Source organism: Pseudomonas sp. S8 (assembly GCF_050473925.1).
GTDB classification, from domain to species: Bacteria; Pseudomonadota; Gammaproteobacteria; order Pseudomonadales; family Pseudomonadaceae; genus Aquipseudomonas; species Aquipseudomonas parakoreensis.
In genome coordinates this window covers 2310803-2336607 of record NZ_JBFDVZ010000016.1, presented here as the reverse complement: position 1 = coordinate 2336607, position 25805 = coordinate 2310803, and the positions used below count along the sequence as shown (strand labels likewise).

The 25805-nt window shown below is 61.7% G+C and carries 18 protein-coding genes; 5 read left to right on the top strand and 13 right to left on the bottom strand.

The window, feature by feature from the left end; translation table 11 throughout:
* Positions 1-44: 44 nt before the first annotated feature.
* The 8 genes from cobA to AB1J88_RS11460 form a co-directional block, all read right to left on the bottom strand.
* Positions 45-812: a uroporphyrinogen-III C-methyltransferase gene (gene cobA / locus AB1J88_RS11495; RefSeq protein WP_430291112.1), complete on the bottom strand. Its 768-nt coding sequence runs from the start codon at positions 810-812 to the stop codon at positions 45-47.
* 11 nt (positions 813-823) lie between these two features.
* Positions 824-3538, bottom strand: coding sequence for a molybdopterin-dependent oxidoreductase (locus AB1J88_RS11490; RefSeq protein WP_430291111.1), 2715 nt, complete (start codon positions 3536-3538; stop codon positions 824-826).
* A complete protein-coding gene (nirD, locus tag AB1J88_RS11485; RefSeq protein WP_041067740.1) occupies positions 3538-3855 on the bottom strand; it encodes a nitrite reductase small subunit NirD in 318 nt (105 codons plus the stop codon). Before nirD ends, AB1J88_RS11490 begins: the two co-directional genes overlap by 1 nt.
* Positions 3852-6305: a nitrite reductase large subunit NirB gene (gene nirB / locus AB1J88_RS11480; RefSeq protein WP_430291110.1), complete on the bottom strand. Its 2454-nt coding sequence runs from the start codon at positions 6303-6305 to the stop codon at positions 3852-3854. Before nirB ends, nirD begins: the two co-directional genes overlap by 4 nt.
* Positions 6306-6679: 374 nt before the next feature.
* A complete protein-coding gene (locus AB1J88_RS11475) occupies positions 6680-8353 on the bottom strand; it encodes a protein kinase domain-containing protein (protein ID WP_430291109.1) in 1674 nt (557 codons plus the stop codon).
* 7 nt (positions 8354-8360) lie between these two features.
* Positions 8361-9572: a nitrate/nitrite transporter gene (locus AB1J88_RS11470; protein ID WP_041067749.1), complete on the bottom strand. Its 1212-nt coding sequence runs from the start codon at positions 9570-9572 to the stop codon at positions 8361-8363.
* A gap of 302 nt (positions 9573-9874) precedes the next feature.
* Complete coding sequence (locus tag AB1J88_RS11465; RefSeq protein ID WP_086794916.1) at positions 9875-10450, bottom strand: ANTAR domain-containing response regulator; 576 nt, start codon at positions 10448-10450, stop codon at positions 9875-9877.
* Positions 10451-10465: 15 nt separating this feature from the next.
* Complete coding sequence (locus tag AB1J88_RS11460) at positions 10466-11677, bottom strand: CmpA/NrtA family ABC transporter substrate-binding protein (RefSeq protein ID WP_430291108.1); 1212 nt, start codon at positions 11675-11677, stop codon at positions 10466-10468.
* A 223-nt stretch (positions 11678-11900) separates the two neighbouring features.
* Between AB1J88_RS11460 and AB1J88_RS11455 the strand changes: the two genes are divergently transcribed.
* The gene (locus AB1J88_RS11455) at positions 11901-12920 is read left to right on the top strand and encodes a quinone-dependent dihydroorotate dehydrogenase (protein WP_430291107.1); all 1020 of its coding nucleotides are present in this window, start codon (positions 11901-11903) and stop codon (positions 12918-12920) included.
* Between the two features lie 300 nt (positions 12921-13220).
* Here AB1J88_RS11455 and rmf read toward each other — a convergent pair whose 3' ends face one another.
* Complete coding sequence (rmf, locus tag AB1J88_RS11450) at positions 13221-13436, bottom strand: ribosome modulation factor (protein WP_003223300.1); 216 nt, start codon at positions 13434-13436, stop codon at positions 13221-13223.
* A gap of 532 nt (positions 13437-13968) precedes the next feature.
* Between rmf and rlmKL the strand changes: the two genes are divergently transcribed.
* Together rlmKL and AB1J88_RS11440 are read left to right on the top strand one after the other, a co-directional pair.
* On the top strand, positions 13969-16239 hold the full coding sequence (rlmKL, locus tag AB1J88_RS11445) for a bifunctional 23S rRNA (guanine(2069)-N(7))-methyltransferase RlmK/23S rRNA (guanine(2445)-N(2))-methyltransferase RlmL (RefSeq protein WP_430291106.1): 2271 nt from the start codon (positions 13969-13971) through the stop codon (positions 16237-16239).
* Between the two features lie 147 nt (positions 16240-16386).
* Positions 16387-18774, top strand: a complete 2388-nt coding sequence (locus AB1J88_RS11440; protein ID WP_430291105.1) for a sensor domain-containing diguanylate cyclase — start codon at positions 16387-16389, stop codon at positions 18772-18774.
* 137 nt (positions 18775-18911) lie between these two features.
* Here AB1J88_RS11440 and dacB read toward each other — a convergent pair whose 3' ends face one another.
* Positions 18912-20372: a D-alanyl-D-alanine carboxypeptidase/D-alanyl-D-alanine endopeptidase gene (dacB, locus tag AB1J88_RS11435; RefSeq protein WP_430291104.1), complete on the bottom strand. Its 1461-nt coding sequence runs from the start codon at positions 20370-20372 to the stop codon at positions 18912-18914.
* A gap of 234 nt (positions 20373-20606) precedes the next feature.
* Between dacB and AB1J88_RS11430 the strand changes: the two genes are divergently transcribed.
* Complete coding sequence (locus AB1J88_RS11430; RefSeq protein ID WP_003223308.1) at positions 20607-20951, top strand: YggL family protein; 345 nt, start codon at positions 20607-20609, stop codon at positions 20949-20951.
* Between the two features lie 117 nt (positions 20952-21068).
* Here the strand turns inward: AB1J88_RS11430 and AB1J88_RS11425 are convergent, their stop codons facing one another.
* On the bottom strand, positions 21069-22259 hold the full coding sequence (locus AB1J88_RS11425; protein WP_430291103.1) for a benzoate/H(+) symporter BenE family transporter: 1191 nt from the start codon (positions 22257-22259) through the stop codon (positions 21069-21071).
* A 358-nt stretch (positions 22260-22617) separates the two neighbouring features.
* Here AB1J88_RS11425 and AB1J88_RS11420 point away from each other — a divergent pair, with 358 nt between their 5' ends.
* Positions 22618-23382, top strand: coding sequence for a GntR family transcriptional regulator (locus AB1J88_RS11420; RefSeq protein ID WP_007961054.1), 765 nt, complete (start codon positions 22618-22620; stop codon positions 23380-23382).
* A gap of 182 nt (positions 23383-23564) precedes the next feature.
* On the opposite strand, the gene guaD is transcribed toward AB1J88_RS11420, so the two are convergent.
* Positions 23565-24869: a guanine deaminase gene (gene guaD / locus AB1J88_RS11415; protein ID WP_041067772.1), complete on the bottom strand. Its 1305-nt coding sequence runs from the start codon at positions 24867-24869 to the stop codon at positions 23565-23567.
* Between the two features lie 13 nt (positions 24870-24882).
* Positions 24883-25740 (bottom strand): xanthine dehydrogenase accessory protein XdhC, encoded by an 858-nt coding sequence (xdhC, locus tag AB1J88_RS11410; RefSeq protein WP_430291102.1) that lies wholly within the window; start codon positions 25738-25740, stop codon positions 24883-24885.
* Positions 25741-25805: the final 65 nt, after the last annotated feature.

The window sequence follows — 25805 nt, the reverse complement described above, 5'->3', positions numbered from 1 at the left end:
CGATTTGGCTTTGAAGCTATAAAGATCGCAGCCTGCGGCAGCTCCTACACGGTATCCGCACACATCCTGTAGGAGCTGCCGAAGGCTGCGATCCTTTGATCTTCTGCAAAGGCAGCCACTGCACCAATGACCAGAATGGCCGGGCTCTTCAGTCCAAACCTGCAAGCGTCGTCACCCATGCTCATCAGATCACTGCGGCACTCGCGCTGCTCTGGCAGAGAGGCATTCTCGATCATCGCCACTGGCATATCCGCCGCCATCCCGCCCGCCAACAACTGATCGCGGATCTCGTCCAGTTTGGCCACCCCCATGTAGATCACCAGTGTCGTACCGCCTTGCGCCAGTGCCTGCCAGTTCAATTGGCTATCGTCCTGGGTATGCGCGGTGACCAGCGTCACCCCGCGCGCCACACCGCGCAACGTCAGCGGAATATCACACTGTGTCGCGCCAGCAAGGCCGGCGGTAATGCCGTTGACCAGCCCGACCTCAACCCCACGTTCGCGCAACCACTGCGCCTCCTCACCACCACGGCCGAAAATGCACGGGTCACCGCCCTTGAGCCGCACCACGCATAGGCCTTGGCGGGCATAACGCAGCATCAGCCGATGGATGAAGGCCTGCGGCGTCGAGCGACAGCCACCGCGCTTGCCCACGGCAATGATTCGCGCCGTAGGGCAATGCTCCAGCACGGCGTCATTGACCAGATCGTCAATCAATACCACCTTTGCTTCGCGCAACGCGCGTACCGCTTTGAGCGTCAGCAACTCGGGATCACCGGGGCCTGCGCCCACCAGCCAGACTTTTGCATTCATGGTGTTTTCCTTCAGATGACCGATACCGGCTGCAGATCAGCGGCCAGCAAACGCTTGATTTCAGGGACACACGAGCCGCATTGCGTGCCGCACCCCAGTTGTTGTTTGAGACCTTGCAGATCCAGGCCTTGGCGAATTCCGGCACACACCGCGCTGTGACTGACGTTTTTGCAGTTGCACAGGGTTTTGCCCGGATTGGCCTGAATGCCGGCATTGCCGGGTGGTGCACTCATCGGCGCCAGAAGCCAGCGGCGCAGTTGTTCATCGGCGCGACCCTCCAGCCACAAGCCTTGCAGCCAGTGCTGAGCCAGGGTTTCGCCCGCGAGGCGGATTGCGGTGATTCGGCCGTTTTCGATGCGTACCCGTTTGCCAATAGCGCGGCGCGGGTCGTCGTAGGCCAGCACTGGACCGTCGAGCAGCGCCAGGCACTGGTCGATATCGCGCAGCCGTTGCGGCTCTGGCGGCGTGACGCTGGCAGCGCGTATCAGCAGCGCGGGCCGCTCACGTCCGACAAGGCTGAGGCTTACGTAGGAAAACACCTCGCAGAGGGGGCGTAGCGTCTCGAAATGCCGTTGAACATCGCCCTCGATCAGGGCGAACAAGTGCCATGGCAGATTTACCGCTTCCAGACGCACGCCGCTGTGTTTGAGTTCGGGCTGCTTCGACAGAGGATCGAAGGCCGGCAAGGTCAGACTGTTGACCCCGCCCTTGAGAAACCGGTCGCCCCAATGCATCGGCAGAAATGCCTGACCGGGGCGCACGCCGTCATCGCTGTCGACCGCGACGATCACGGCACCGCGCCGACTCTTCAGGTTGACCAGATCCCCCGGCTGCAAGCGCTGCCGGCGTAACTCGTCCGGGTGCAGGCTTAACACGGCTTCGCTGACATGCCCGAACAATTGCGCTGCCGTGCCGGTGCGGCTCATGCCGTGCCATTGATCGCGCAGGCGGCCGGTGATCAGCGTCAGTGGGAACCGTGCATCGCGTTGTTCTTTGGCGGCGCGATAAGGATCGGCGACGAACTGCGCACGACCGTTAGCCGTGGGAAAAATTCCGTCGCCATACAAGCGTGCCGTGCCTTGCCGGGCGCCGGCCGGAAAGGGCCATTGCTGCGGTCCCAGTTCATCAATCAATTGATGGCTGAGGCCCGACAAGTCCAGATCCCGTCCACGGGTCAGTTGTTTGTATTCGTCGAACAACTGCGCCGGCTTCTCGAAAGCAAACAGGCTCGGCTGAAGTGGGCGCAGACGTTTCTCCAGCCGCTGTGCGAAATCCACGGTGATCGCCCAGTCCGGCCGTGCTTCGCCCGGTGGGAGAATGGCCTGCCGTACGTGGGAAATGCGCCGTTCGGAGTTGGTCACTGAGCCTTGCTTCTCGCCCCAACTGGCTGCGGGTACCAACAGGTCGGCGAAGGCGGCGGTCTCGGTGGTGCGGAAGGCTTCCTGCAACACCACGAACGGGCAGGCCTGCAGCGCCTCGCGCACCGCCTGTTGATCAGGCATGGACTGTGCGGGATTGGTGCAGGCAATCCACAGCGCCTTGATCTGCCCGCTGCGCATCCGCTCGAACAGCTCGATAGCGCTGAGGCCGCTGGTTTGAGGCAACTGATCGACACCCCAACAGGTTGCCACTTCGGCACGGTGTTCGGGGTTGGCTGCCTCCCGGTGGCCGGGCAGCAAATTCGACAGGCTGCCGGTTTCCCGCCCGCCCATGGCATTCGGCTGACCGGTCAGCGAGAAAGGTCCTGCACCCGGGCGGCCGATTTGCCCGGTGGCCAGGTGCAGATTGATCAGTGCGCTGTTTTTTGCGCTGCCAGCGGTGGACTGATTCAGGCCCATGCACCACAGCGACAGGAAACTTGGCGCGGTGCCCACCCATTCGGCGCACTGCTGCAATTGCTCGACACTGATCCCGCACAGTTGCGCAACCATTTGCGGGGTGTAGTCGCGCACCAGATTTTTCAGCTCAGGCAAACCGTCGGTGTGCGCCTTGATGAAGTCGCGGTCGATCCAGTCTTCCCACAGCAGCAGATGCAAAATCCCATGGAACAGCGCGACGTCGGTGCCGGGCAGAATCGCCAGATGCAAGTCGGCCAACTCACAGGTGTCGGTGCGCCGGGGATCAATGACAATGACTTTCATCTGCGGCCGGCGCGATTTTGCCTCTTCCAGGCGTCGGAAAAGAACTGGGTGGGCGTAGGCCATGTTACTGCCGGCGATCATCACGCAATCGCTCAGCTCCAGATCCTCGTAACTGCATGGCGGCGCATCGGCGCCGAGGCTGCGCTTGTAACCGACCACCGCCGACGACATGCACAGCCGGGAATTACTGTCGATGTTGTTGGTGCCGACCAGTGCTCGTGCCAATTTGTTGAAGGCGTAATAGTCCTCGGTCAGCAACTGCCCGGAGATGTAAAACGCCACGCTGTCCGGGCCGTGTTCGGCGATGGTTTGGGCAAAGACCTGAGTTGCGTGATCCAGCGCCGTGTCCCAGTCGCAACGGCTGCGCGCCAGGCCTTTGCCCAGGCGCAGCTCCGGGTACAGCGCCCGGGCAGCCAGATCGCCGGTCACGTGCAGGGACGAGCCTTTGCTGCACAGTTTGCCGAAGTTGGCCGGGTGCGCCGGATCGCCGCTGACGCCGAGGATGCGCTCGCCGTCATGCTCGATCAGCACGCCGCAGCCGACGCCGCAGTAGCAGCAGGTCGAGGCGGTCGTCTGGCGGTTCATCAGACCGCTTCCCGCAGGGCCAATTGCACGCGGCCGTTTTCGACCCGGGCCGGATGATGGTGCGCGCAGCCGATGTCCGGAGCCTGGGCCTCGCCGGTTTGCAGGTCGATCTGCCAGTTGTGCAGCGGGCAGGCCACGCGTTTGCCGTAGATCAAACCTTGTGACAGCGGCCCACCCTTGTGCGGGCAGCGGTCGTCAAGGGCGAAAACTTCGTCGTCGCTCGTCCGAAAAATTGCGATGTCACCTTTCGGCCCGGCAATGATTCGCGAACCGAGGGCATTGATCTCTTCCAGGGCACAGATATCGAGCCAGTTCATGCCGGCACCTCCAGGTTTTTCACGGGGATCACCTCGAATTCTTTCTTCAGTTGCGGCTGCGCGAGGCGCTCTTTCCACGGGTCTTGTTCGAACGACAGGGAGAACTGCAGGCGCTCATTCAGGGCCTTGCGGCGCTCGGGGTCTTCCAGCACGGCTTTCTTGATGTGCTCCATGCCGACCCGTTGCAGGTAGTGCACGGTGCGTTCGAGGTAGAAGGCTTCTTCGCGATAGAGCTGCAGAAACGCGCCGTTGTACTCGCGGACTTCCTCGGCGGTTTTTAGCTTGACGAAAAACTCGGCGACCTCAGTCTTGATCCCGCCGTTGCCGCCGATGTACATCTCCCAGCCGGAGTCGACGCCGATGATTCCTACGTCCTTGATCCCCGCTTCCGAGCAGTTGCGTGGGCATCCGGAGACAGCGAGTTTCACTTTGTGTGGCGACCACATGTTGAACAGGTCGTGCTCAAGCTCAATGCCCAACTGCGTGGAATTTTGCGTGCCGAAGCGGCAGAACTCGCTGCCGACGCAGGTTTTCACGGTACGGATGGATTTGCCGTAGGCGTGGCCGGAGGGCATGTCGAGGTCTTTCCAGACGCCCGGCAAGTCCTGTTTCTTGATCCCCAGCAGGTCAATGCGCTGACCGCCGGTGACCTTGACCATGGGTACGTTGTACTTGTCGGCCACGTCGGCGATGCGCCGCAATTCCGCAGGGTTGGTCACGCCGCCCCACATCCGTGGCACCACCGAATAGGTGCCGTCCTTCTGAATGTTGGCGTGGGCGCGTTCGTTGATCAGGCGCGATTGCGGATCGTCCTTGGCTTCGCCGGGCCAGGTGGAAATCAGGTAGTAGTTCAGCGCAGGACGGCAGGTGGCGCAGCCATTCGGGGTGCGCCAGTTGAGGTAGCTCATGGTGCCGGCGATGCTCAGCAGATGCTGTTCGCGGATCGCCTGGCGGATCTGCCCGTGGTTGAGGTCGCTGCAACCGCAGATGGCTTTTTCGCTTTTCGGTTTGACGTCCGCCGCGCCACCGACGGTGTTGATCAGGATTTGCTCGACCAGCCCGGCGCAGGAGCCGCAAGAGCTTGCAGCTTTGGTGTGCTTCTTGACGTCATCGACGCTGAACAGGCCGTGTTCCTGAATCGCCTTGACGATGGTGCCCTTGCTCACGCCGTTGCAGCCGCAGACTTCGGCGGTGTCGGCCATGGCCATGGCTTTGTCCTGGCCCTGATGTCCTACGTCGCCGATAGAATTTTCACCGAACATCAGGTGATCGCGGATCTCGCCGATGGCGTGATTCTCACGAATCTGTCGGAAATACCAACCGCCATCTGCCGTATCGCCGTACAGACAGGCGCCGACCAGCACGTCATCCTTGATCACCAGTTTTTTGTACACGCCGCCGATCGGGTCGGAGAGGGTGATGGTTTCGGTGCCTTCGCCGCCCATGAAATCGCCGGCGGAAAACAGGTCGATGCCGGTGACTTTCAATTTGGTCGAGGTCACCGAACCCTGATACCGGGCGAAACCCAGTTGCGCGAGGTGGTTGGCGCACACCTTGGCCTGTTCGAACAGCGGCGCCACCAGGCCATACGCGATGCCGCGATGGCTGGCGCACTCGCCAATGGCATAGATGCGCGGATCGTAGGTCTGCAGGGTGTCATTGACCAGAATCCCGCGATTGCACGGGATGCCGGCGCGCTCCGCGAGTTCGGTGTTGGGGCGGATGCCGGCAGCCATCACCACCAGATCGGCAGGGATGATCTCGCCGTTCTTGAACTGCACCGAGCCGACCCGGCCATTGCCCGCGTCGTGCAGGGCTTGGGTCTGCTCGCACAAGCGAAAGTGCAGGCCACGGGCTTCGAGGGCGCTTTGCAGCAGTTGCCCGCTGGTCTTGTCCAGTTGCCGCTCCAGCAGCCATTCGCCGATGTGCACCACCGTGACGTGCATGCCGCGCAGCATCAGGCCGTTGGCGGCTTCGAGGCCGAGCAGGCCGCCGCCGATGACCACCGCGTGCTTGTGGGTTCGGGCGGTGTCGATCATGGCCTGGGTGTCGGCGATGTCGCGGTAACCGATCACCCCCTGCAAGTCATTGCCGGGGATCGGCAGGATGAACGGTGTCGAACCGGTGGCGATCAGCAGGCGATCATATTCGGCCTCGGTGCCGTCTTCGGCAATCACCCGGCGTTTGACCCGGTCGATCTGTACCACCTTGCGGTTGAGCAGCAATTTGATTTGGTTTTCCAGGTACCAGTCGAGGTCGTTGAGGACGATCTCTTCGAAGGTCTGCTCACCGGCCAGCACCGGCGACAGCAGGATGCGGTTGTAGTTGGTGTGCGGTTCGGCACCGAAGACCGTGATGTCGTACAGCTCGTTGCTCAGCTTGAGCAGTTCTTCCAGGGTGCGAACCCCGGCCATGCCATTGCCGATCATCACCAGTTTGAGTTTTTTCATCAGGTTCTCCGGGGAGCGGTAGCTGGCCTCTTGTGGGCAGTCAGGCCGTGCTCGACAAAAGTTGCGCAAACAAAAAAAGGCGTCCCGCTAGTTGCCTAGCGAGGACGCCTTTGTCCTGGTCCCGTTCTCTCGGGAAGCGCAACCTTCGTCGTTGAAGGTTAGGCTTTATGTATGGTGAAACGGGTAATGCAGTGGTTGTGCCAAGTGGCAGGATGGCCGTCATTGCTGGGTTTTTTGACTGAATGGAGATGTCTCGCTGCACTTTCTGGAGGCGTGTTGCGCTTTTTTGGAGCGCCGGATCAAAAGATCGCAGCCTTCGGCAGCTCCTGCAGGTGAACGCAATTCCAGTAGGAGCTGCCGAAGGCTGCGATCTTTCAAGGGTGATGAAACAAAACCACCAGCAACACAAGATTTCCCAACAGCGCCAGCAATGCCACCGTCCGCCAGACCTTCAACGGCTCACGCTCCAGCAAAGGCCTGGGCCGCACACTCAAACTGCGTCGCTCGCCTTGCTCCAGCACCAGCAACCATTCTTCAGCCGTTTCAAAGCGCTGTTGCGGATCGGCAGCCACGCCTCGCTCCAGACTCTGCGCAAGCCATTCCGGCACGTCCGGGCGGTAGCGACCGGCACTCACCGGCACACCGAAGCGCGGCCGTTGAAAGGCTTCGATTTCGCCATAGGGAAAATGCCCAGTGAGCAGGAAATACAAGGTCACGCCCGCCGCGTACAGATCCTGTTGCGCACTCGGTGGCTCGCCGCGAAACGCTTCCGGGGCGATATAACTCGGGGTTCCCGGCAGCGTTGACGGTGCGTCTTCGGACAGACCGGGGCAATACGCCAGACCGAAATCCAGCAGGCGCAACTCGCCATCGTCGCCCAGGTGCAGATTCTCCGGTTTGATGTCGCGGTGCAGAATCTGCCGCCGATGCAGCAGACCCACCGCCCGCAGCAGACGCTCGGCGATGTCCTGCCACTGTGCCAACGGTAACGGGCTGCTGTGTTGAAACAGCCGCGCCAGGGTCATCCCGGAATATTCGCGCATCACATAGTACAAATGCTGACGCTGGGTACCGCTGTGGATTTCAGGAAAATGCCGCCCGGCGACACGCCTGAGGAACCATTCTTCCGACAACAGGGCTTGCCCGGCCTGAGGATCATCGGCCAGCCGTGGCGGCAGGGTTTTCAACAACCAGCTCCGACCTTGCCCGTCCAGCACGCGATACAGCAGCGATTGCTGGCTCTGAGCGACAACGTTCTGCACCTGCCAGCCTTCGAACATTTGCGCGGTTTTCAACGCTGGTGGCAGTGGCCATTGCTGCAAATGGATCAGCGCGTCGCCAATGCTCGCCTCGCCCAGCGCATCGACCCGCACCAGCAGTGCACTGGCGTTGTCCTGACTGCCGGCCAGATGCGCGGCGTTGACCAGCGTGTGTGCGGCGCTGTCGAGATTCGGTTGATCGCGCAGGATCGCTGCAATCGCGGTATCGCCCACAGTCGACCACACGCCGTCGCTGAGCAGCACGAAACATTCACCCTCGCGCAACTCGCCGTCGAGAAAATCCAGCACCAGATGCTGATCCAGCCCCAGCGCACGCTTGAGCACGTGCTGCATCCCCGGCTGCTCCCAGACATGATCCTGCGAAATCCGCTGCAAAGCGTCGGCGTGCCAGCGATAGACCCGGCAATCGCCGACGTGGGCCAGGGTGAAACGCTGGCCGCGCAGGATGAGCGCGCTGACGGTGGTGAGCAGTGGCTGTCCGCCGCCGTTGGCCTGTAACCAGCGGTTTTGTGCGAGCAGCAGGCGATCCAGTGCCTGGGCCACGCTCCAGGTTTGCGGCGTGGCGTAGTAGTCCAGCGCCAGTGCTTGCAGGGTCGAGCGTGCGGCCAGGCCGCCGTCGGCGCACTGGCTGACCCCATCGGCAATGGCGACCAGATAGCCTTTGCTCGCGGCCAGCGCCGGGGCGGGTGTCACCAGGCGCAGGGCGTCTTGGTTTTCCGCGCGCGGGCCGGTGGCGCTGGCCTGGGCGAAGCTCAGTTGCAGGGGCATTGCCGCCTCACACGCGCGCAGCAGTGACCGCCGCCGAACCCCAGGTGGTTCTCCAGCGCCGCTTGACCCCGTGCAGGCCGAACCACGCCAGCACGCCGAGGCTGGCGAACAACCACAGCGCCAGTTGATAGCTGCCGGTGCTTTGCTTGATCGCACCCATGCCGGCCGCCAGGGCAAAACCGCCGATGCCGCCGGCCATGCCGATCAGCCCGGTCATCACGCCGATCTCCAGACGGAAGCGTTGTGGCACCAACTGGAACACCGCGCCATTGCCGGCGCCGAGCCCGAGCATGGTGCAGACGAACAGCGCCAGGGCGGCGTAGGAACTGGGCAGGTTGAAACCGACGGCGGCGATGCAGATCGCCGCCACGGTGTACATCGCCAGCAAGGTGCGGATGCCGCCGAAACGATCCGCCAGCGCACCACCCAGCGGGCGCATCAGGCTGCCACCGAACACGCAGGCAGCGGTGTAGTAACCGGCGGTCACCGGGCTCAGCCCGTACTGATCGTTAAAGTAGCCGGGCAGGGCGCTGGCCAGGCCGATGAAGCCGCCGAAGGTGACGCTGTAGAAAAACATGAACCACCAACTGTCGCGGTCGCCGAGGGCCTTGAAGTAGTCGGCCATGGCTTTGGCCTTGGGCCGCTGCGGCGCGTTTTTCGCCAGCCAGGCGAACAGCACCAGCGTCAGGATCAACGGAATCAGGGCGAAACCGAACACGTTGCTCCAGCCGAACGACGCGGCCAGCACCGGGGCGATCAGCGCGGCGAACACGGTGCCGGAGTTACCGGCGCCAGCGATGCCCATCGCCTTGCCTTGATGTTGTGGCGGATACCATTGCGAGGCCAGCGGCAGGGCCACAGCAAACGAGGCACCGGCCATGCCGAGGAACAGCCCCAGCAGCAGCGCCTGTTCATAACTGTGGATGCCGAGTTTCCACGCGCCGAACAACGCGCAGATCACTATCACCTGACCGATCAGGCCAGCGGTTTTCGGCGACAGACGATCGGCCAGCATGCCCATCACAAATCGCAGCACCGCACCGGCGAGTATCGGCGTCGCCACCACCAGCCCGCGTTGTTGGGTGCTCAGGTGCAGGTCGGCGGCGATCTGCACCGCCAATGGGCCGAGCAGGTACCAGACCATGAAGCTCAGGTCGAAATACAGGAACGCTGCGAACAGGGTCGGGGTGTGGCCGGATTTCCAAAAGCTTGAATTCATCGCGCACCTCAGCTGAAAAGAGTCTCGAAAGGAGTCACAGCAGGTGGCGCGCCGCCACGGCCGCACCACCGGCCCCGGGCTGTGGGGCCAAAACGCAAAAACGCCGCTACCTGGTTCGCCGATGGGGCGAGCGGGGTGAGCGACGTCTTTGTCGTGGGTGGGGCAACCGCCGTTGGTTACCTGTGCTGAATGCTTAGCCAGATTTGTGCCAAGGATCAAAAGATCGCAGCCTTCGGCAGCTCCTACAGGAAATTGCGTGCCTTTGTAGGAGCTGCCGAAGGCTGCGATCTTTTGCTCTTCAATCAGCCGAGCAACTCACTCATGGCAATGATCTGCTCCGCCACCTGAATCAGTTTCTGCTGGCGACTCATGGCCTGGCGGCGCATCAGGGTGTAGGCCTCTTCTTCGTTGCAGTCCTTCATTTTCATCAGCAGCCCTTTGGCCAGCTCGATGCGTTTGCGCTCGGCCAGTTGCTGGTCGCGGGCCAGCAGTTGCGCGCGCAAGGCCTGATCGCTTTCAAAGCGGGCCATGGCCACATCGAGAATCGGCTGCAGGCGCTGGGCGTGGATGCCTTCGACGATGTAGGCGCTGACCCCGGACTTGATCGCCTGACGCATCACCCCCGGGTCGTGTTCGTCGGTGAACATCACGATCGGTCGGGGCTGGTCACGGCTGACCAGCACCACTTGCTCCATCACATCGCGGCCCGGTGACTCGGTATCGATCAGGATCACGTCCGGGCGCACCGTTTCGACGCGGGCCGGCAGGTCGATGATCAGGCCGGACTCATCGATGACCTCGAAACCCGCCTCGATCAGCGCGGCTTTCAGGCGCCCGACTTTTTTCGCGGTGTCGTTGATCAGCAGAATTCGCAGCATATTGGCGGTCTCCTGTCAGCGGCGGGCGAGCAGAGGAGCGGCGTCGCTCAGGGCGTGCAGCTTGAAACTGCGGGCGTATGCGGCCGGATCGCTGCCGTCCCAGACTTTGCCATCGAGCAACTGGCTGCTGCGCATCTCTTTGCCCCACGCGGCGACACCGACGGCGGTGGCGGCTTCGCGGTAGATGTCCAGTTGCTGAACCTGGCGGGCCACCGCGAGGTAGTCGGGATCCTCGCGCAACAGGCCCCAGCGACGGAATTGGGTCATGAACCACATGCCGTCGGACAGATACGGCAAATTCACCTCGCCGTTGCCGTGAAAACGCAAGGCGTGCGGGTCCTGCCAGCGGTTGCCGAGGCCATCGGCGTAATCCCCGAGAAAACGCGGTTCGATGCAGGACAGCGGGGCGTCGAGATATTCCGGGGCGCTCAGCAACTGCGCGGTGCTGCGGCGGTTTTCCGCGCTTTGTTCAATGAAGCGGCTGGCCTCGAGAATCGCCATTACCAGCGCCCGGGCGCTGTTGGGGTATTGTTCGACGAACGCGCGGGTGCAGCCGAGGACTTTCTCCGGATGATCGGGCCAGATGCTCTGGCTGGTCGCCAGGGTGAACCCCAGATCCTGCTGCACGGCGGCTGCCGCCCACGGCTCACCGACGCAGAAACCATCGATGCGCCCGGCTTGCAGGTGCGCGACCATTTGCGGCGGCGGCACCACCACGCTGTCGACGTCCTGCAACGGATGAATGCCCTGACTCGCCAGCCAGTAATACAGCCACATCGCGTGGGTACCGGTGGGAAAAGTCTGGGCGAAGGTCAGTTTTGCGCGGGTTTGGTGCGCGTGCCGATCCAGCGCTTCAGGACTGGTCACGCCCAGTTGCTGCAAACCGTGGGACAGGTTGAGGCTCTGGCCATTCTGGTTCAGCCCCATCAGCACCGCCATGTCACTCGGCACCACGCCGCCGATGCCCAGATGCACCGCGTAAATCAGCCCGTACAGGCTGTGGGCGACATCCAGTTCACCGCTGACCAGTTTGTCGCGCAACGTCGCCCAGGACGCCTGACGCTTGAGGTTGATTGTCAGGCCGTAGGGCTGGGCAAAGCCTTGCGTGGCGGCCACGACCACCGAGGCGCAGTCGCTCAAGGCCATGAAACCGAGATTGATCACGCTTTTTTCCGGGGCATCACTGCCGTTGACCCAGGCCAGTGGCCCGACGGACGAATCACTCATATAAAGCCACCCTCAAAAAAAACGCCGTCCCAGGTTTTGCTCAGGCAAAACCTGGGAACGACGCCATTGTCCGTGCCCGCACGCCGTCATTGGCCTGGGGGCTGATAACCCTGAAAGTGCAAGGCATATGCCAGTCAGGCTGATTTGCCTGTGCGCCTCGCGCCGGGGGGCGATGCCCGGCTATAATCGCCGCCTCTTTTCGCCGCCCGAGTCATCGCCGCCCATGTACACCCTGGCCCGTCAGCTGTTGTTCAAACTTTCCCCGGAAACCTCCCACGATCTGTCGCTGGATCTGATCGGCGCGGGTGGGCGTTTGGGCCTCAACGGCATGCTGTGCAAGAAGCCGGCGAATGTGCCGGTGACGGTCATGGGCCTGGACTTCCCGAACCCGGTGGGGCTGGCGGCCGGTCTGGACAAGAACGGCGCGGCCATCGACGGTTTCTCGCAACTGGGTTTCGGTTTTGTCGAAATCGGCACCGTGACCCCGCGTCCGCAGCCGGGCAACCCGAAACCACGGATCTTCCGCCTGCCGGAGGCCGAGGCGATCATCAATCGCATGGGCTTCAACAACCTCGGTGTGGATAACCTGCTGGCGCGGGTCGCTGCAGCCAAATACAAGGGCGTGCTGGGGATCAACATCGGCAAGAACTTCGACACTCCGGTCGAACGCGCCGTGGATGACTACCTGATTTGCCTGGACAAGGTGTATGCCCACGCCAGCTATGTCACGGTCAACGTCAGTTCGCCCAACACCCCGGGCCTGCGCAGCCTGCAGTTCGGTGATTCGCTCAAGCAGTTGCTGGCGGACTTGGCCACGCGCCGTGCCGAACTGGCCCTGCGTCACGGCAAACATGTACCGCTGGCGATCAAGATCGCTCCGGACATGACCGACGAAGAAACCGCGCAAGTGGCTCAGGCGCTGATCGAAACCGGAATGGACGCAGTGATCGCCACCAACACCACCCTGAGTCGCGTCGGTGTCGAAGGCATGGAGCACGGTGACGAGGCGGGCGGTTTGTCCGGCGCCCCGGTGCGCGACAAGAGCACGCATACCGTGAAGGTGTTGGCTGAGGAGCTGGGTGGTCGGTTGCCGATCATTGCGGCGGGTGGCATCACTGAAGGCAAGCATGCGGCCGAGAAAATCATGGCGGGTGCGAGCCTGGTGCAGATTTACTCGGGCTTCATCTACAAAGGCCCGGCCTTGATTCGTGAATCGGTCGACGCGATTGCCGCGCTGCGCTGAGGCTGTTGAGGACTCGTGATGAGGGGCTTTTGTGGCGAGGGGATTTATCCCCGATCGACTGCGCAGCAGTCGTAAAATTTGCATCCGCCGTTCGCCTGGCACACTCGGGTGGATGGATTCGGGGCCGCTTTGCAGCCCATCGGGGATGAATCCCCTCGCCACAGGGATCTGTATCGTCCGGGGCAAGCATAAAAAAGGGCTCCTCGAAGGAGCCCCTGGGCCGTAGCCCGCCGTCCGGGAAGGACGTGCATGGTAAGTCGCTAGAAATTCAGATTGTCGTGTTGCAATAAGTGCCCTGTGTCAGCCGACGGCGTGAAGTTCGTTGAGTCTGTGGATCCCCGCAGTGCCGGTCATACCGTCCCAGTTGTCGCCGCGTCCTTCTCGCCAGCCGTTGATCCAGGCTTGACGTACCGACGGTAGAGTAAATGGGCAAAGCTCGCGGGATTTGCCACCAACGCCATATTGATATCCGCGCAAAAATGCTCTTTCCAACGGATCACGCTTAAGTCTTCTCATAGGGTGTTTCCCTCACTTGTTGACTGTTTTCGTCGCGTTGACCTCAATCGAGGTCTGGCAGAAAAAACTCTGCCGTTGGGCGGCTCGCTGCCGGCGTGGCGAGCCAAGGTGTTGACGCCGTTGCGACGTCAACCTGTGGTCAGTTCTAACCAATGAGTCACACCGAGGGAATGATCGTTTTGTCATAAGGACGTAACGAAAGTAGTGCTACAGCCATAAGTAACGACGGGTTTCATGAAGGTTTCTGCAGCAAACCCCGGTATGATCAGCCGCGCGCTGGATGATGGGGTTAATCCTTTAGTGAGAATGACCCACGTTTACGCTTGGGTAATATGCGACGAAGGGTCACTTTAAGACTTTTTGTTTCATCAACTTTTTTATCTGTCCCGGCATCTAAGCTCTTTTAACCCGAGCAGCGGGGATGGAACGGCACACCTTCGTGCCACGCGGGCGTTCTTGTGGAAAAGCGCCTGATTGAAAACCGGATCGGCAATGCGTTGCCGGTTCACTAGCCAAAGGCTCTGGAAATACCATGTCCGATCGTTTCGAACTCTTCCTCACTTGCCCCAAAGGCCTTGAAGGCCTGCTCATCGAGGAAGCCGTCGGGCTTGGCCTTGAAGAGGCCCGCGAGCACACCTCCGCCGTGCGTGGCATGGCGACCATGGAAACCGCTTATCGCCTGTGCCTGTGGTCGCGTCTGGCCAACCGGGTGCTGCTGGTGCTCAAACGCTTCCCGATGAAAGACGCTGAAGACCTGTACCACGGCGTGCTTGACGTCGAGTGGCAGGATCACATGCTCGCCGACGGCACTCTGGCTGTTGAATTCAGCGGTCACGGCTCGGGCATCGACAACACCCACTTCGGCGCGCTGAAAGTCAAAGACGCCATCGTCGACAAACTGCGTACCCCGCAAGGCGACCGTCCGTCGATCGACAAGCTCAACCCGGATCTGCGCATTCACCTGCGCCTGGATCGCGGCGAAGCGATTCTGTCCCTCGACCTGTCCGGTCACAGCCTGCACCAGCGCGGCTACCGCCTGCAGCAGGGCGCGGCGCCGTTGAAGGAAAACCTCGCGGCAGCGATCCTGATCCGTTCCGGCTGGCCGCGCATTGCGGCCGAAGGCGGCGCGCTGGCTGACCCGATGTGCGGTGTCGGTACGTTCCTCGTCGAAGCCGGGATGATCGCCGCCGACATGGCGCCGAACCTGCGCCGTGAGCAGTGGGGCTTTACCGCCTGGCTGGGCCACGTTCCGGCGCTGTGGAAAAAACTCCATGAAGAAGCCGTCGAGCGTGCCGCTGCCGGTCTGGCCAAGCCGCCGCTGTGGATTCGCGGTTACGAAGCCGACCCGCGCCTGATTCAACCGGGTCGCAACAACGTCGAGCGTGCCGGTCTGAGCGAGTGGATCAAGATCTATCAGGGCGAAGTCGCGACCTTCGAGCCGCGTCCGGACCAGAACCAGAAAGGTCTGGTGATCTGCAACCCGCCGTACGGCGAGCGTCTGGGCGACGAAGCCAGCCTGCTTTACCTCTATCAGAACCTTGGCGAGCGCCTGCGTCAGGCCTGCCTGAACTGGGAAGCGGCGGTGTTCACCGGCGCGCCGGATCTGGGCAAGCGCATGGGCATTCGCAGCCACAAACAGTATTCGTTCTGGAACGGCGCGTTGCCGTGCAAACTGCTGTTGATCAAAGTGCTGCCGGATCAGTTCGTCACCGGCGAGCGGCGGACCCCGGAACAGCGTCAGGCCGAGCGTGAGCAAGCCGCTTACGATCAAACCCCGAACGAGCCGCAAGAGCGCAAGTTCAACAAGAACGGCAACCCGATCAAACCGACGCCAGCCCCGGCCCCGGTGATCGAGCAGCCGCGCCTGAGCGAAGGCGGGCAGATGTTTGCCAACCGCCTGCAGAAAAACCTCAAGGCGATGAGCAAGTGGGTCAAGCGCGAAGGCATCGACTGCTACCGCGTCTACGATGCCGACATGCCGGAATACGCCATGGCCATCGACCTGTATCACGACTGGGTGCACGTACAGGAATACGCCGCGCCGAAGTCGATCGATCCGGAAAAGGCCTCGGCACGCATGTTCGACGCCCTGGCCGCGATCCCGCAGGCGCTGAACGTCGACAAGAGCCGCGTGGTGGTCAAACGCCGCGAGCGCCAGAGCGGCACCAAGCAATACGAACGTCAGGCGGCGCAGGGCAAGTTCAATGAGGTCAGCGAAGGCGGCGTCAAGCTGCTGGTGAACCTCACTGACTACCTCGACACCGGGCTGTTCCTCGACCACCGGCCGATGCGCATGCGCATTCAGAAAGAGGCTGCCGGCAAGCGCTTCCTCAATCTGTTCTGCTACACCGCGACGGCCAGTGTGCACGCGGCCAAGGGCGGTGCGCGCAGCACCACCAGCGTCGACCTGTCGAAGACTTATCTGGACTGGGCGCGGCGCAACCTGTCGCTGAACGGCTTCTCCGACAAGAACCGTCTGGAGCAGGGCGACGTGATGGCGTGGCTGGAAAGCAGCCGCGACGAGTACGACCTGATCTTCATCGACCCGCCGACCTTCTCCAACTCCAAGCGCATGGAAGGCATCTTCGACGTGCAGCGTGACCAGGTGCAGTTGATCGACCTGGCCATGGCACGTCTGGCTCCGGGTGGCGTGCTGTACTTCTCCAACAACTTCCGCAAGTTCCAACTGGAGGATAACCTCGCCGAGCGTTACGCAGTCGAGGAAATCAGCGCGCAGACCATTGATCCGGATTTCGCCCGCAATACCAAGATTCACCGCGCCTGGAAAATCACGGCGCGTTGACACTTGCCGTGGTTGGATCCACAGAGCCTTGATTTTTAAAGGCTCTTGGATCCGATCAGCGCTAGCCAAATTAATGGCTAATAGCTATAACTCAACGCATGGCCAATGGGGTTTTCCCCCGAAACAATGGCGTCGTGAGTTGCCCCTATGTCGTTGCACCCCGTGCGCCCAAAGATTCTGGGTTTTATCAGTGAAGACGTCTCGGCCTGGCTGGTCGCGATACTGGTATTGCTCGCCGGCGGGATTCTCACGGGGCTGCTCGCCTGGGCCACCCTCAATCAGTTTCACCATCAACTGCGCCAACGCTTTCAGCTGCTGGCCAATGAGCGTTACAGCCGCATCGAAGAACGTTTCCAGGATCAGGAACAGCGTCTCGACGGCCTGCGCCGTTTCTTCGCCAACTCCGATTCGGTCTCACGCAGCGAATTCGACGGCTATGCCAAACCGCTTCTGTTACGCACCCAGGCCTATTCCTATGCGCCGCGGGTCAGCCGTGCCGAACGCCCGGCGGTCGAACAAGCGGTGCGTAGCGAAGGGTTCAGCACCTTCACCTTTCGCGAGCTGAATGCTGACGGCCAGTTGCAGACCGCCGGTGATCGTCCCGAATACGTTCCGGTGATTTACACCCAGAGCCAGAGCCGCTTGCCCACCCCGCTGGGCTATGACCTGTTGGCGCAGCCATTGCGCCGGGCGACGCTGGAGCGCGCCGACCGCAGCGGGCACATGGCGGTGTCGCAGCCGTTGCATCTGGTGGGGATTGATCCGGCCTATGCCCGGGGCGTCTTGCTGCTGGCGCCGGTCACTGAGGAGGGCGCGGCGAAAGGTTCTGCGCAAGGGTACGTGATGGCGGTGATCAGCATGCAGCAGTTGCTGGCCGACGGACTGCCGGAGGAAACCCAGGATTTCCTCACGGTGCGTATTCTCGACCTGTCCACCGACGATCAGCATGAAGTGCTCTACGAGTCCGCCAATAAGGCCGGGGCCAGCGACCTGTCCGCCACACGTTTGGTTCGCATGGCCGACCATGATTATCAAGTGGACATTCAGCCCAGCGAGGCATTTTTACAGGCCAACCATTCTTCCATCAGCAGCCTGGTGGTGCTGGGCGCGCTGCTGAGCCTGTTGCTCAGCGCGTTGCTGTATGTGCTGGTCAGTCAACGCCAGCGCGCCCTGCGCATGGTCCAACTGCGCACCCAGGAACTGCACGCCCGCGAACAGGAGTTGCGCGGCACCCACGGTCAGTTGCGCGGCGTGCTGAATGCCGCGACCCAGGTGGCGATCATTGCCACGGATCTGCGCGGGGTGATCAACACCTTCAACCCCGGCGCGGAACAGATGCTCGGCTACAGCAGCACCGATGTGGTCGGCCACATGACCCTGGAAAACCTGCATCTGCCGCGAGAGCTGGCCGCGCGTTCCGCGGAGTTGAGTGTGCGTTACGGCAAGAGCATTCCGACCTGCCACGCGATGTTGGTCGAGGGCGGTGAAGTGGGCGGTCACGAGGCGCGCGAGTGGACGCTGGTGCGCAGCGACGGCAGTTATCTGCCGGTGAACATGCTCGCCACCCCGGTACTGGATGAGCAGGGATTGTGGGTCGGACATCTCGCGATCTGCATCGACATCACCGAGCGCAAGCGCGTGCACGAAGCACTGGCGGCGCGCGATGTATTGCTGAAAAAACTCAGTGCTCATGTGCCCGGCGGCATCTACCAGTTCAAGATGGAGTTCGACGGGCGTTTCAGCGTGATTTATGCCAGCGACGGCATCCGCGAGATCTACGAGCTGGAGCCCGACGTGCTGCTGCTCAATGCCGAGGCGATTTTCACCCGCATTCATCCGCAGGACGTCTCGCGAGTGCGTAGCTCGATCCGCGCTTCGGCGGACAGCCTCAGCCCATGGCGCGAGGAATACCGCGTGCAGTTGCCCGAGCGTGGCCTGCGCTGGGTGCGCGGCGAGGCGACGCCGGAGGAACTGCCGGGCGGCGGCGTGCTGTGGCACGGCTACATCTCGGACATTTCCGACTTGAAACGGGTGGAAGAGGAACTGCGGGCGCTGTCGGTCACCGACTCGCTGACCGGCATCCACAACCGCCGCTACTTCCAGGAACGCCTGACCACCGAAATGGCCCGGGTCGAGCGCGGCGGCGGTGAGCTGTCGGTGATCATGCTCGACATCGACCACTTCAAACGCATCAATGACCAGTACGGTCATGCCGTCGGCGATCGGGTGCTGCAGGCGGTGTGCGAGCGCATCGGCCATCGCTTGCGGCGGACCGACGTGTTCTGTCGTCTCGGTGGCGAGGAATTCATGGTGCTGTGCCCGGACATCGACGGCGAACATGCGTACAAGCTGGCGGTGGAGTTGTGGCAAGGCCTGCGCAGCGCGCCGGTGGACGTGGTCGGGGTGGTGACGGCCAGTTTCGGCATCGCCAGCTGGCGTCCGGGGGAAGGCGCGGATGCGCTGCTGCTGCGGGCGGATTCCGGGGTGTATGCGGCGAAGCAGGGTGGGCGCGATCGGGTGGAGCAGATGAGCTGAGATTCAATACACCACAATCCTGTGGGAGCTGGCTTGCCAGCGATAGGGGCGTTTCAGTCAGCATCTTCGGTGGCTGACATTCCGCTATCGCTGGCAAGCCAGCTCCCACAGGGTTTGGTGGTGTTCGCAGTATCGTATTACAGCGCCGAAGCGGTCTGCGGCAAACGTGGCTGCTTGTACAGGTCCAGCAGCACCTGATCCAGCACCGACGACGCGCCGAACGGGGCTTTGTCGTTGAGGATCGCCACCACCGCCCAGGTATTGCCGTTGACGTCGCGACTGAAGCCGGCGATGGCGCGCACGGTGTTCAGGGTGCCGGTCTTGACGTGGGCCTCGCCGCGCATCGCGGTGGTCTTCAGGCGTTTGCGCATGGTGCCGTCGGTGCCGGCAATCGGCAGCGAGCTGATGTATTCGGCGGCGTACGGGCTGTGCCAGGCGGCTTGCAGCATGCTGGCCATCTCGCGGGCACTGACGCGTTCGGCGCGCGACAGCCCGGAGCCGTTTTCCATCACCAGGTGCGGCGCGGTGATGCCTTTTTTCGCCAGCCACTGGCGGACTACGCGCTGTGCGGCCTTGGCGTCGTCACCGTCGGCTTCGTTGCGGTACTTCTGACCGAGGCTCAGGAACAACTGCTGGGCCATGGTGTTGTTACTGTATTTGTTGATGTCGCGGATGATTTCCGCCAGATCCGGCGAGTAGGCGCGGGCCAGCAGCTTGGCGCTGCTCGGGGTCGCGGCGAGGCGATCCTTGCCCTGGATGCTGCCGCCCAGTTCTTTCCAGATCGCGCGCACGGCACCAGCGGTGTAGGTCGCGTGGTCGAGCAGCGACAGGTAAGTCTGCGAGCTGCAGCCATCGCCCAACTGGCCGGCGACGGTCACGGTCACGCTGCCATCAGGCTGGGTCACCGGGTTGTAGCGCACGCCACCGGTGCACTGCTTGGAGTTGAGCGCCTTGACCGTGTTTTCGATGCGCACGCTGGCAATCGGCGGTTCCACCGAGATCAGCACCCGGCCACCGTCATTGCGCGCGACGAAGCGCAGGGCCTTGAGGTTGACCAGCAGCGAGTCGGGTTTGACCAGGAACGGTTTGTTCTCGTCGTTGCCGTCGTCGTTGAATTCCGGCAGTTGTGGCTGGATGAAGAAGCTGCGGTCGAGGATCAGGTCGCCGGTGACCTGGGTCACGCCGTTGGCGCGCAGGTCGCGCATCAGCAGCCAGAGTTTTTCCATGTTCAGCTTCGGATCGCCGCCACCCTTGAGGTACAGGTTGCCGTTGAGAATGCCGCCGCTCAGATCGCCATCGGTGTAGAACTCGGTTTTCCATTGATGGTTAGGGCCGAGCATTTCCAGCGAGGCGTAAGTGGTGACCAGTTTCATGGTCGAGGCCGGGTTGACCGAGACGTCGGCGTTGTACACGGTCGGATTGCCCGGGCCGTCGAGCGGGATCATCACCAGCGACAGCGCGGTCGGCTGCAGTTTGCTGGCCTTTAGGGCTTTCTCGACGTTGGGGGTGAGGGCGGTATTGATAGTGGCAGCGGCAACCGGCAGGGCCAGGGGCAGAAGAAGGCCGGCAAGAAACAGAGGACGCAACGATTTGATCATATGAAATAAAACCCTGCAAAAGAGGGGAAAAATAACGAGGGCATGGATGAAAAAGCCCTCAGTGGTCATGAAAGTGTCGGCATTATGCCCCAAGGTGTAACAGCTTGTGCCTTGCCCGGGGCGGCCATTTCGTTATTTTTTTACAGGCGGTCGGCCATAGCGCCCAGAGAGTCGGGCAATTGACGGCTTAAACTGGTAAAGTGCCGGCCGTTATTACTTAAGAGGATTGTTCCAATGGCGACTAACCGTTCCCAGCGTCTGCGCAAAAAACTGTGCGTTGATGAATTTCAAGAGCTGGGTTTCGAACTGAACCTGGACTTCAAAGAAGACTTGTCCGAAGAAGCCATTGACGCTTTCCTCGAAGCATTCATCAAAGAAGCCATGGAAGCCAACGGTCTGGGTTATGTCGGCGGCGATGACTTCGGTCTGGTGTGCCTGCAGAAGCGTGGCTCGGTCAACGAAGAGCAGCGCGCTGCCGTTGAAGCCTGGCTGAAAAACCGTAGCGAACTGACCGGCATGACCGTCAGCCCGCTGCTGGACGTCTGGTATCCGGAAAAGCCGATCAACGCGGCCAAGTGATACTGAAAAAACGGCGACCTGAGGGTCGCCGTTTTTTTGCAAGATCAAAAGATCGCAGCCTTCGGCAGTTCCTGCACCGATCTCTGTAGGAGCTGCCGAAGGCTGCGATCTTTTGCTTTAAGCTTTACGCCAGTTGAGTATCAGCAAGGTCAGCACCCCCGCCACAATCCCCCAGAACGCCGAACCGATGGAAAACAGCGTCAACCCCGACGCCGTGACCATGAACGTGATCAGCGCCGCCTCGCGTTCTTTCACCTCGGTCATGGCAATGCTCAAACCGTTGATGATCGAACCGAACAGCGCCAATGCGGCAATCGACAGCACCAGTTCTTTCGGCAGCGCGGCAAACAACGCCGCCAACGTTGCGCCGAACACCCCGGCAATCCCGTAGAAAATCCCGCACCAGACCGCGGCGGTGTAGCGTTTGTTGCGATCTTCATGGGCGTGCGGCCCGGTGCAGATGGCTGCGCTGATCGCCGCGAGGTTGATGCCGTGGGAGCCGAACGGCGCCAGCAACAGCGAGGCGATGCCGGTGGTGGTGATCAGTGGCGAGGCCGGGACGTTGTAGCCGTCGGCGCGCAGCACGGCGATGCCGGGCATGTTCTGCGAGGTCATCGCCACCACGAACAGCGGAATGCCGATGCTGATGGTCGCGGCCAGCGAAAAGTGCGGCGTGGTCCAGACTGGCGTCGCCACTTCCAGATGAAAGCCGCTGAAATCCAGCAGCCCCATGAAGCCCGACAGCGCGGTGCCGATCAGCAATGCAGCGAGCACCGCGTAACGCGGCGACAGGCGCTTGACCAGCAGATAGGTGAAAAACATCCCCAGCACCAGCCCGGTACGGTGTTGTGCGGCGACGAAGATTTCGCTACCGATCTTGAACAGAATCCCCGCCAGCAACGCCGCCGCCAGCGATGCCGGGATTTTTTTCACCAAGCGTTCGAAGCTGCCGGTCAACCCGCAAATGGTCACCAGAGCTGCGCAAGTGATGTAGGCGCCGATGGCCTCACCGTAGCTGACGCCGCCCAGGCTGGTGATCAGCAGGGCTGCACCGGGGGTCGACCAGGCGATGGTGATCGGTGTGCGATAGCGCAGCGACAAGCCGATCGAGCACACCGCCATGCCGATCGAGATCGCCCAGATCCACGAGGAAATCTGTCCGCTGCTCAGGCCCGCCGCTTGCCCGGCCTGGAACATCAGCACCAGCGAACTGGTGTAGCCGGTCATCATCGCAATGAACCCGGCAACGATCGCTGAGGGCGAAGTGTCGGCGAGGGGGCGCAGGCGGGTGTAGGTGGCGTCGTTCATGACGGCGGTGTTCCTTATACAGATGAAGATCCCCGCAATTACGCTGAACCCTGTGTAGGAGCTGCCGAAGGCTGCGATCTTTTGATTTTGATTTTCAGAAGCAAGATCAAAAGATCGCAGCCTTCGGCAGCTCCTACATTAAGAGCCGTTGTGCGCAAAGGCGGATTCTGCGATCAAGCCTAAACTCAATCGTAACGGATCGTTGCAATACAGCCGTGGTCACAAACAGCCATACAGTCGTGTTGCCACCATCCATTGTGTACAATCGCGCTGTTTTTTACGCGATACTTGCCAGCGACCTACTGTGCCGTATTACAGTCACGGTCTATTCGCCGCAGTTCTCCCGACTCGAGTGCCCATGAACGAACAGTTGCAACCCCTCAAGAAACAACCGCGAGCAGGCAAAGCCGGCCGCAGCGGAACCCAGGACGATATTGTCTACGCGCACATTTTCGAGGCGATCCTCGAACAGCGTCTGGCGCCCGGTACAAAATTGAGCGAAGAAGCGCTGGGGGAAATCTTCGGGGTCAGCCGCACCATCATTCGCCGCGCGCTGTCGCGTCTGGCCCATGAAGGCGTGGTGCTGTTGCGGCCGAACCGTGGCGCCGTCGTCGCCAGCCCGAGCGTAGAAGAAGCGCGCCAGGTGTTCATGGCCCGCCGTCTGGTGGAGCGCGCGATCACCGAATTGGCCGTGCAGCACGCCACCGCCGAGCAGATCGCCGAACTGCGTCAGATGGTCAACGACGAGCGTGACAGCTTCTCCCGTGGCGATCGCGGCGCCGGTATCCGTCTGTCGGGCGAATTTCACCTGAAACTCGCCGAAGCGGCGAAAAATGCGCCATTGATCAGCTTCCAGCGCAGCCTGGTCTCGCAGACTTCGCTGATTATCGCCCAGTACGAAAGCGGCAACCGCTCGCATTGCTCCTACGACGAGCACACCCAGTTGATCGACGCCATCGAAGCGCGCAACGGTGAGCTGGCGGTGGACCTGATGATGCACCACATGGACCACATCGACAGCAAGCTCAACCTCGATGAGGAAAGTGCGTCGGATGATCTGCATGCGGTGTTCTCGCATCTGTTGCAGACCAAGAAGCCTGGGCGCCCGGCGGCCAAGCTTTGAGCTGACACCGAGTCGCCCCAATCGCTGGCAAGCCAGCTCCCACAGGGATTTGTGGTGTTCACCGAATCTGCGATACACCGGAAAACCTGTGGGAGCTGGCTTGCCAGCGATAGCAATCTGACAGGCAACAAAAATCCCCCAGGCTGAAAAGCGCTGGGGGATTTTTTATGCCTTGAAAAAACTCAGCGCTGATGCACCAAAGCTCCCGCCGCATACGTCTGCTGCACCGTGCGGTCATCCCCGAGCGTCATCAGCACAAACAACGTCTCGGCAATGTTGTTGGCCTGTTTCAGGCGATAGCTCAGCAGCGGCGTGGCGTTGTAGTCGAGTACCAGGAAGTCCGCATCAGAACCCGGTTGCAGGTTGCCGATCTTGTCTTCCAGGCGCAGTGCCCGCGCACCGCCCAGGGTCGCCAGGTACAGCGACTTGAACGGACTCAACCGCGCACCCTGCAATTGCATGACTTTGTAGGCTTCGTTCAGGGTTTGCAGCAGCGAGAAACTGGTACCGCCGCCGACGTCAGTGCCCAGACCGACGTTCAGTTTGTGCTTCTCGGCCATCGGCAGGTTGAACAGGCCGCTGCCGAGGAAGAAGTTCGAAGTCGGGCAGAACGAGATCGCCGAGCCGGTTTCCGCCAGCCGCGCGCATTCGTCGTCGCACAGGTGCACGCCGTGGGCGAATACCGAGCGCTCGCCGAGCAGCTGGTAGTGATCGTAGACGTCCAGATAGCCCTTGCGCTCCGGGAACAGTTCCTTGACCCACTCGATTTCCTTGAGGTTCTCGCTGATGTGGGTCTGCATGTACAGATCCGGGTATTCGGTCAGCAGTTGGCCGGCGAGGGTCAGTTGTTCCGGGGTGCTGGTCGGGGCGAAGCGCGGGGTAACCGCGTAATGCAGGCGGCCCTTGCCGTGCCAGCGCTCGATCAGCGCCTTGCTCTCGACGTAGCTCGATTCGGCGGTGTCGGTCAGATAGTCCGGCGCGTTGCGGTCCATCATCACCTTGCCGGCGATCATCCGCAGGTCGAGCTTCTCGGCGGCCTCGAAAAACGAATTCACCGACTGCGGATGCACGCTGCCGAACACCAGCGCAGTGGTGGTGCCGTTGCGCAGCAGCTCCTTGATGAAGATATCGGCCACGTCGTCGGCGTGGGCCTTGTCACCGAACTGGCTTTCGCACGGGAAGGTGTAAGTGTTGAGCCAGTCCAGCAGTTGTTCGCCGTAGGCCCCGACCATGCCGGTTTGCGGCAGGTGGATGTGGGTGTCGATGAAGCCCGGGGTAATCAGCGCGTCCTGATAGTGGGTGATCTCGATGTCCGCCGGCAGGGTCGGCAGCAGTTCGCTGGCGTGGCCGAGGGCGCTGATCTTGCCGCCATCGACCACCAGCAGGCCGTCCTCGAAATATTCGTAGGAGGCTTCGATCCCGACCTCGGCGGGGTCGGCGATGCTGTGCAAGATGGCGGCGCGGTAGGCTTTGCGAGTCAGAGGCATGAGGGTTCTCTAATCAGTTTGAGGCTTTGAGTGTGGCGGCCTGACTGCGCCGGGAAACCGGCAGCAGTTTGGCAATCGGTTCGGCGCTGGCGCTGTGCTGGCCGAAATTGGCGTTATAGGTGGCGATGATTTCGCCGGCGATGGAGATGGCGATTTCCACAGGCAGTTTGCCTTTGACTTCGCCGATGCCCATCGGGCAGCGCATGCGTTGCACGACGCCACTGTCGAAACCGCGATCACGCAGGCGATGTTCGAATTTGACGCGTTTGGTCTTCGAACCGATCAGGCCGAAGTAAGCGAAATCGTTGCGCTTGAGGATCGCGGCAGTGAGTTCCAGGTCGAGCTGATGGTTGTGGGTCATGACGATGCAATAGCTGCCGGCGGGCAAATCGTCGATTTCATCCACAGGCTCTTCGGCGACGATTTTACGCACGCCGTGGGGGATCTGTTCGGGGAATTCCTCATCCCGCGAATCGATCCAGCGTACCCGGCACGGCAGGCTGGCGAGTAACGGCACCAACGCGCGGCCAACATGCCCGGCGCCGAACACCGCGATCTGCGCCTGCACCTGGCCCATCGGTTCGAACAGCAACACGGTGGCGCCGCCGCAGCACTGGCCGAGGCTGGCACCAAGGCTGAAACGCTCCAGATGGGTGTCCTGCTTGCCGCTGGCGAGCATCTCGCGGGCGATCTGCATGGCTTTGTATTCCAGGTGCCCGCCACCGATGGTGTCGAAGGTCTGTTTCGCGCTGACGACCATTTTCGAGCCGGCATTGCGCGGGGTCGAGCCGAGTTCTTCGATGATCGTCACCAGAACACAGGGTTCGCCCTGGTTCTGCAGGTCGGCGAGGGCGTCGATCCAGTTGTACATATGTCACCCCTACAACATCGTTGTCTGTTCAGGCCTCATCGCTGGCAAGCCAGCTCCCACAGGTT